Raw genomic sequence first — 6,831 nt, 5'->3', positions numbered from 1 at the left:
GTCACTTATTTGCAAGCGTATTGGGACGAGTTTTGCTTTCGGCTCAATCAGTCCTTTCGCAAGGATTCGGTCATGGACGCTCTATGTGCGATCTGTATGTCCTCTCAGGCTCAGAGAACCTAGATCCTGGTTTTATCGCAAACGCTTGCCATTTTCTGAACGAAAGTCCTTTGCCATTTTACTGAACGAAAGGGATAATGCACGCAAGAGTGTTGGTTGGGTGGGAGCCGGCGGCCATATTGCTCTGGAGCATGAGGAAAGGACCTGCAAAGGGAGAGTCGAAATAGAGGTCGTAGCCAAATCGCTCAATCGGTTTATCTGAACCAAGGGTATAATGCTCATAAGGGAGTTCAAAACGGATGTCACGGTGGGATCGACCAAGCGATCCTCTTCGATAGTGTGTGTTTTTATATTCATGCACCGTGTTCTACGCCTCTTATCCCCTACGTGTGACCGATTATTTATGTCCAAAATTAAAGAGCCCCGAGGAGGAGCTCTAACTTGGCGCATTAGCCACATGCTTGGCCACATTGACGAAAACCGAGTTGCGACAGCCTAATGGATCATGCTTTCAAAGACGCTGACGACTGCCCGAATGGCCTGCTTCGCCGCCCACTGCAGCGCTTCTCCTAATTTGATGACGAGCCGGTTGATGAACGTCACTTCTTCTGCGGAAGTGACCGTTGCGTCAGCCTTCATAGCTTTAGGGTCCGGCCCCGGTTTCGTCTCCGTGACCGCCGCCGCCGCTTGTTGTTGCGCAGTCAACTGCTTGACAGCCGGAACAGGAACGTGTCTCCCGTTCTCGTAAGTCCCATGCACCCTTTGAATTCCTGAGGTCGCCAGATCGATGCCGAAAAACACGCCCGCCCCAATCAAAACGCCGACAACCACTGTCTTCATCATATACGATTTCATACGCGGTCCACTCCTTTACGACGGATCCGCCGCGCTCGCAACTTGAGCGGGGGCGTCGGCTCTCTTCGCGGATTTCGCGATTTCGGCAATGACTTTCGCCAGCGTGTCGATCGTACGGTTCGATTCTTCCAGCGTATTTTCATAGCCTCCTACTTCAATCAACACGCTTGACGTTGAGAGCGATTGGTTATACTCGCCGTGGCCGTGCTTCGCTCCCTTGTTCATAATCCCTTTGGAAATACCAGGCAGCGCTTTATTCATTTTCTCATCGATTTGCCGGGCGAACGCTTCGTTTTCCTTCCAATTCGGGTTGCCCTTGCCGATAATGAAGTACATTTGCGCATAGTTTTTGTTATTAATTCGTACGGTCGTATGTTCCCGCCCTATTGCGTCACGGTGTATGTCGAACAGGAACATAAGATCCGAATATACGGCCAATGCTTCACGCACCGTCTTTTGCGAATATTTATAAGAATAGTTGTAGTTAAAGGCAGGGATCTGACTCGGATAATCTTTGCCGGAATGAACAGCCCCGACACCGAGTTCCTCCAATTTTTTCTGCAGGCGCCCGCCAAGCAGAGTTACATTGGTGGTGTCGTCGAACGCCTCGGAGGGCTTGTCCTTGCTCGTTCCTTTCAGCTCCGGAAGCCACGATTCCCGGTTATGCGAGTGATAGATGAAGACGATTTTCCGGTCCGTAGTAGAAGCATTGGCCGATACGTTGTCTTGCGGCTTGGCTGCGGTTTCCGGTTGCGGGGCTTGCGAACCGCCATTCCGGACAGCGGCTTTCTCCTCGTTCTCCGCGGTTTGCGGAGTTTCCGCCGGCTTATCCGGCGAATTCTTCCTATGCAGTACCGTCTGGACACGAGCGTCTGCTCCGGCTATCTGCGAATCTACCAAACCCGAAACGAAAGTGTCGGAAGCGGCTGACGCCAGTTTCTTGATCGTATCCAACGGCGATTGAAACGCATGCGAACGCAAATATCCCGCCAAACCGATAACCATTAACAAAACGACGACCGTGAACGTCCAATGCAACCGTTTATTTTGCTTCATGAATGTTCCTCCTTACCGCTTCCGTGCATGGAGCAGTCTCTGAATCTACTTTGTTACTACTCTATGAGCGGATTGGAAGAATAGAACCGAAAAACTGAATGCGGCAAAATGCATAAAAAATAATCCAACCGTAAAATACCGGTTGGACTGAAAGCACGCTCAATTGATATCCCATTTACGAAAAACCTCGATGCGACAGCTGCCGCCCGATGCGAAGGCGCGGATGCCACTGGAGTTCTCCCCGGGATAGATGCGCCCGGTCATTACCTTGCGGCCGTCTTGCAAAAACACCTCGACGGAAGATTTGTCGACGAACACCCGCAGCGCAAGCCGTCCGTCCTCTAACTCGATCGCAGTCCGTCTCTCTCCGCCTAACCCGATACCGGAGCGGTCCCGGTTAAATCGGAACAGCCTCTCGTTTGGGCGATAGGCGAGAACTGTCTCTTCCGCCCCGTCCACCCGGAGCTTTAAGCCGAATTCAACCGCCGTCTCCGCGCGGAACACAACATCCAATTCATAGCTGTCGCCGCGCAAACCCAAATCCGTCTCGCCTTCAAGGCGCAGCTCGTGAATTTCTTCCAGCGGTCCGCGGTACGCGGCAAGCTCCGCTGCGGGACAGAATCGCAGTTTGCCGTCGACAAGCGTCACTTCCCGAGGCAGCGTCATCGCCCCTGCCCAATGGTGACCGTTCTGCGTCGGAATTTCCGTTTCCCACGTCTCCATCCAACCGATCACGATCCGCCTTCCTTTATCGTCAACGGCCGTCTGCGGCGCATAAAAATCGAAACCGCAATCGACCGGTTCATACCCGTCGTATAAGAATACGCCATTGTCCGTATCCAGTTCGCCGATCATGTAAGTCGTAGAGTGCAAATTCCGGTAATGGTCGCCTTGGGCAGGCATCCGCTGCGGCGACATAATGAGCACGTCGCGCCCTCCGAGCCGGAACAGGTCCGGACACTCCCAGTTATCGCCCAGAGTGCCGTCGCTGCGGGCGATCTCGCCCGCAAACGTCCATTGCGCCAAATCATCCGAGCGATACATTAGGATCAGTCCGTTGCCCCGTCCGTCGTTCGAGCCCAGCACGGCGTAATAGCGCCCGTCCCGCTCGAACACCTTCGGGTCCCGAAAATCTTTGCGGCTAACGCCGTCCGGAATTTGCGCGCGATCGATGACCGGATTCGTATTCCACTTCACGAACGTTGCGCCGTCGCGCGACACCGCAATATTTTGAACCTGATAGTAGTCTTTGTCTTTGTCCGGTCCGGTCACAATGTGGCCGGTGTACATCAGGACCAACTCACCGCCCCGTTCAACGGCGCTTCCCGAAAAGCATCCGTCCCTGTCAAACGGCTGGTCCGGCGCGATGGCGACCGGCATATAGCGCCACTTGATCAAGTCCGCGCTGACCGCGTGTCCCCAATGCATCGGCCCCCAATACGGCTTGTACGGATAGTGCTGGTAAAACAAATGAAACTGTCCGTCATAGAAGATGAAACCGTTCGGATCGTTCATCCACCCGAATTCGCTCATCAGATGATAATTCAACCTGTAATCGGGACGAAGCAAATGTTTGTTTTCGGAAATAAATCGATCCGCCGCCGTTGTCGTATAATTCATCAGTCGATCACCTGTACGTTTTATTTAATGGACCCCTGCATAATGCCTTGGATGATGTATTTTTGCGCGAATAAATAGACGACGAGAATCGGCAGCACCGTAAGAATCAAGCTCGCCATCAAAGGTCCGTAATCGACGGCGTACGTCCCGAAGAAATAAAACGTCGAAAGAGGGAGCGTCCGTTCCTCCGGTTGAACGAGCACCAACGACGGCAGCAGGAAGTCGTTCCATATCCAAAGTACGTTAAGTATGCCGATTGTAACGGAGGTAGGCGTGAGAACGGGAAAGACAATCCGGAAAAACGTTTGTGTTCGCGTGCATCCGTCCATAAACGCCGCCTCCTCGAGCTCCAGCGGAATGCTCTTGACGAACCCGTGATAAATGAAAACCGCAAGCGGCGCGCCAAAGCCGGCATACATATAAATAAGCGCCCACTTGCTGTCCAGCATGCCGATCGTGCCGTATATTTTGACAAGCGGTATCATTATGGCCTGAAAAGGTATGATCATCGAGGCAACCATCAGCAAAAACGAAACTTGATTTATTTTGCCTGCACGCCGTACGAAATAATGCGCCGTCATCGCTGCGAGAAGACCGACCAGCGCCACGCTTGCGGCCGTAACGATCAGCGAATTCGTAAACGCAGCCATGAAGGACATCTTCTCGAATGCATACCGGTAATTATCCGGATTGAATGAAGCCGGCAGTCCCAGAGGATTCGACGTAATGTCCCGGCTCGGTTTAAACGAATTGACGAACAGCATAAAGAACGGAAATACGATGGTCAAGAGCAGCAAGGAAAGTCCGATCGTCTTCAAACCGCCGGACACTGCGCGTTGCTTTTGCATTACGCTTCCACCTCCGCCTTCTTGCTGAAGTACACTTGCAAAACCGCGACTGTCGCGACGAGCAAGAACAGCACGAACGCTTCCGCTTGACCGAGGCCGTAATCCCTTGCCCGGAACGCCGTCTCATAGACGTGCATCGAAACCATCTCCGTCGATTTAAACGGACCTCCCTTGGTCAACGACAGATTGAGATCGTACACCATGAATCCGTTACGAAGCGACAAGAAAATACAAACGATGAAGGACGGCACCATGAGCGGCAGCACCATCGTGCGCATTTTCCTCCAGCCGTTGGCGCCGTCGATGCTCGCGGCTTCCAATATATCCTTCGGCACGTTCATGAGGCCGGCGACATAGATGACCATCATATAGCCCGCGTACTGCCAAACCGTTACAATCGCCAACGCCCAGAACCCTTTGACGGGGTCGGCCAGCCATGAAGCGGATAATAACGGAATGCCGGCCTGCTGCCCGATATACACGAATACGTTCGAGAACAGGAACTGCCAGATGAAGCCTAGAACGATCCCTCCGACAAGGTTCGGAACAAAGAAGCCCGCGCGGAAGAAGCTTTGACCTTTCAGCCCGCTTGTCAGCACATAGGCAAGCAGGAACGCGGCCGCATTGATAAGAACGACAGTCACTCCGACATATTTCATCGTCAAGAAGAACGATTCCCAGAACTTCGCGTCCTTGAATACGCCCAAATAATTATCGGCGCCTACGAACGTGCTGTTGACCGAAATGCCGTCCCAATCGGTAAAAGTAAGATAAATGCCGTAAAGAAACGGAGCGATGATTACGGTCACAAATGCGAATAATGCCGGCCCTGTAAACAGCAGCCGCGTACATAGACGCTTCCACAACCCTTTCTCCAAAATCATAAATACCCCTCTCCCAATTGAAGATGCCTTGTGAAGAAAAGCGAGCAATGGGTAAGACGCCCGGTCTTCTCCATTGCCCCTGTATCAATCTGCGCGAAGCCGCACAATTTTGCGCCTGCTTACTTCACGCTTTTCCAATAATCTTCTATTTCTTTAAACAGAGTCGAGCGATCGCCCGCATCGGCCATATATTTTTGCATCGATGCGCCGACTTTGGCCCAATGATCCGCCGGCAGCGTGCTCATGGAGTCTTGCGTATTGCCTGCGGCGATAAACGCCGCAAGAGATTTGGCGAGCGGGTCGCTCGGCTCCAATGTAATATTCTTGAAAGCCGTAATGATGTTGGCCTTGTTGACAAGGAAATCTTGGCCTTTCTCGCTGTAAACGAGCCACTCCAAAAACTTCTTGGCTGCCGCTTGCTCTTCCGGAGTCGCATGCTCTTTATCAATAACCAACCGTTTCGACACGGCCGCCGAAACTTGCTTGTTGCCGAAGTCGTCGGGATTGTTGCTGTGCGGAACCGGAAGGAAACCGTATTGCCCGTCGGCGGTGTCGAAGCTTCCGATTTGCGGCCACACCCAGTTTCCTTGGAACAGGATGCCGACTTCTCCTTTGCCGATCAGCTCTCCTGTTCTCTCATACGTTCCGGAGAGCGGATTCGATTTGTCCATATTGTACTTTTTCATAACATCGAATGTATCAAGAAGACCGTTGAATACGGCGTTGCTTGCCAAATCGACCTTGCCCGCCTTCAAATCTTCAATGAATTGGGCGACGGCTGCCGGATCGGTCGATTGGCTTGCATATGCCAGCGGAAGGAAGTGAGCGCCGAGCGACCAGTCCATCGGCCCGATCACAATCGCTTTCTTGCCGGACGCTTCGATTTTCGCGAACAGCTCTTCCAACGCCTGCGTCGTATTAATCGTCGACGGGTCGAACGATCCGCCGACCGCCGCATCGACGACCTGTTTGTTATAGATGAAGCCATAGCCTTCGATCGCAAGCGGGAACGCGTGGTTTTTTCCGTCGAAAGTCGTCAGGTCCGTACTGCGGTCGACGCGATCCGCCATCCACTTCTCGTTGGTGAGATCAAGCACGCGGTCTTTGAATTTCTCGACATCGCCCGTATCCAGCATCGTAATCGTTGCGGGATTGCCGGAGGCGTAAAGCGCGGATGCTTTCTCGAACGGCGATTGTCCGGCCGGAACAGGAATAATTTCAAGCGTAATATCAGGGTTGTCTTCCTTAAACGATTTTGCGGCTTCCTCAAGCTGCGACTGAATCTCGCCTTTCGAATTCAGCAGCGTAATTTTCGCCTGCGCGCCTTTCGCCGTCTGATTGACGCCTTCGCTGCCGGCGCTGGCCGGTTGTTCACCGCTTCCGGAATTACTGCAAGCTGCGACTAGAATGATAATAACTGAAAGCAGGAGCGTTTGAATGACCTTACCACTTCTCACATTGATCGTCCCCCAAACTTTTTGGTAATGAAAACGGTTTCCACAATCCCT

General features: G+C 52.6%; 6 protein-coding genes. All 6 read right to left on the bottom strand.

Features of this window, described 5'->3' with window-relative positions; all coding sequences use genetic code 11:
* Positions 1-555: 555 nt before the first annotated feature.
* Positions 556-915, bottom strand: a complete 360-nt coding sequence (locus tag JET16_RS28945) for a hypothetical protein (RefSeq protein ID WP_199624628.1) — start codon at positions 913-915, stop codon at positions 556-558.
* 15 nt (positions 916-930) lie between these two features.
* Positions 931-1,971 carry a stage II sporulation protein P gene (spoIIP, locus tag JET16_RS28940; RefSeq protein ID WP_199624627.1) on the bottom strand — a complete coding sequence of 347 codons (1,041 nt, stop codon included), beginning with the start codon at positions 1,969-1,971 and terminating at the stop codon, positions 931-933.
* 159 nt (positions 1,972-2,130) lie between these two features.
* Entirely contained in the window at positions 2,131-3,591 is a 1,461-nt protein-coding gene (locus JET16_RS28935) for a glycoside hydrolase family 32 protein (RefSeq protein ID WP_199624625.1), read from the bottom strand.
* Positions 3,592-3,611: 20 nt separating this feature from the next.
* The gene (locus tag JET16_RS28930; RefSeq protein ID WP_199624624.1) at positions 3,612-4,439 is read right to left on the bottom strand and encodes a carbohydrate ABC transporter permease; all 828 of its coding nucleotides are present in this window, start codon (positions 4,437-4,439) and stop codon (positions 3,612-3,614) included.
* A complete protein-coding gene (locus tag JET16_RS28925) occupies positions 4,439-5,323 on the bottom strand; it encodes a carbohydrate ABC transporter permease (RefSeq protein ID WP_199624623.1) in 885 nt (294 codons plus the stop codon). The genes JET16_RS28930 and JET16_RS28925 overlap by 1 nt, the downstream gene beginning before the upstream one ends.
* Before the next feature lie 119 nt (positions 5,324-5,442).
* On the bottom strand, positions 5,443-6,780 hold the full coding sequence (locus JET16_RS28920) for an ABC transporter substrate-binding protein (protein WP_199624621.1): 1,338 nt from the start codon (positions 6,778-6,780) through the stop codon (positions 5,443-5,445).
* Positions 6,781-6,831: the final 51 nt, after the last annotated feature.

Source organism: Paenibacillus alkalitolerans (genome assembly GCF_016482785.1).
In the GTDB taxonomy this organism is placed as follows: domain Bacteria; phylum Bacillota; class Bacilli; order Paenibacillales; family YIM-B00363; genus Paenibacillus_AE; species Paenibacillus_AE alkalitolerans.
This window is presented reverse-complemented; position numbering and strand designations above follow the sequence as displayed.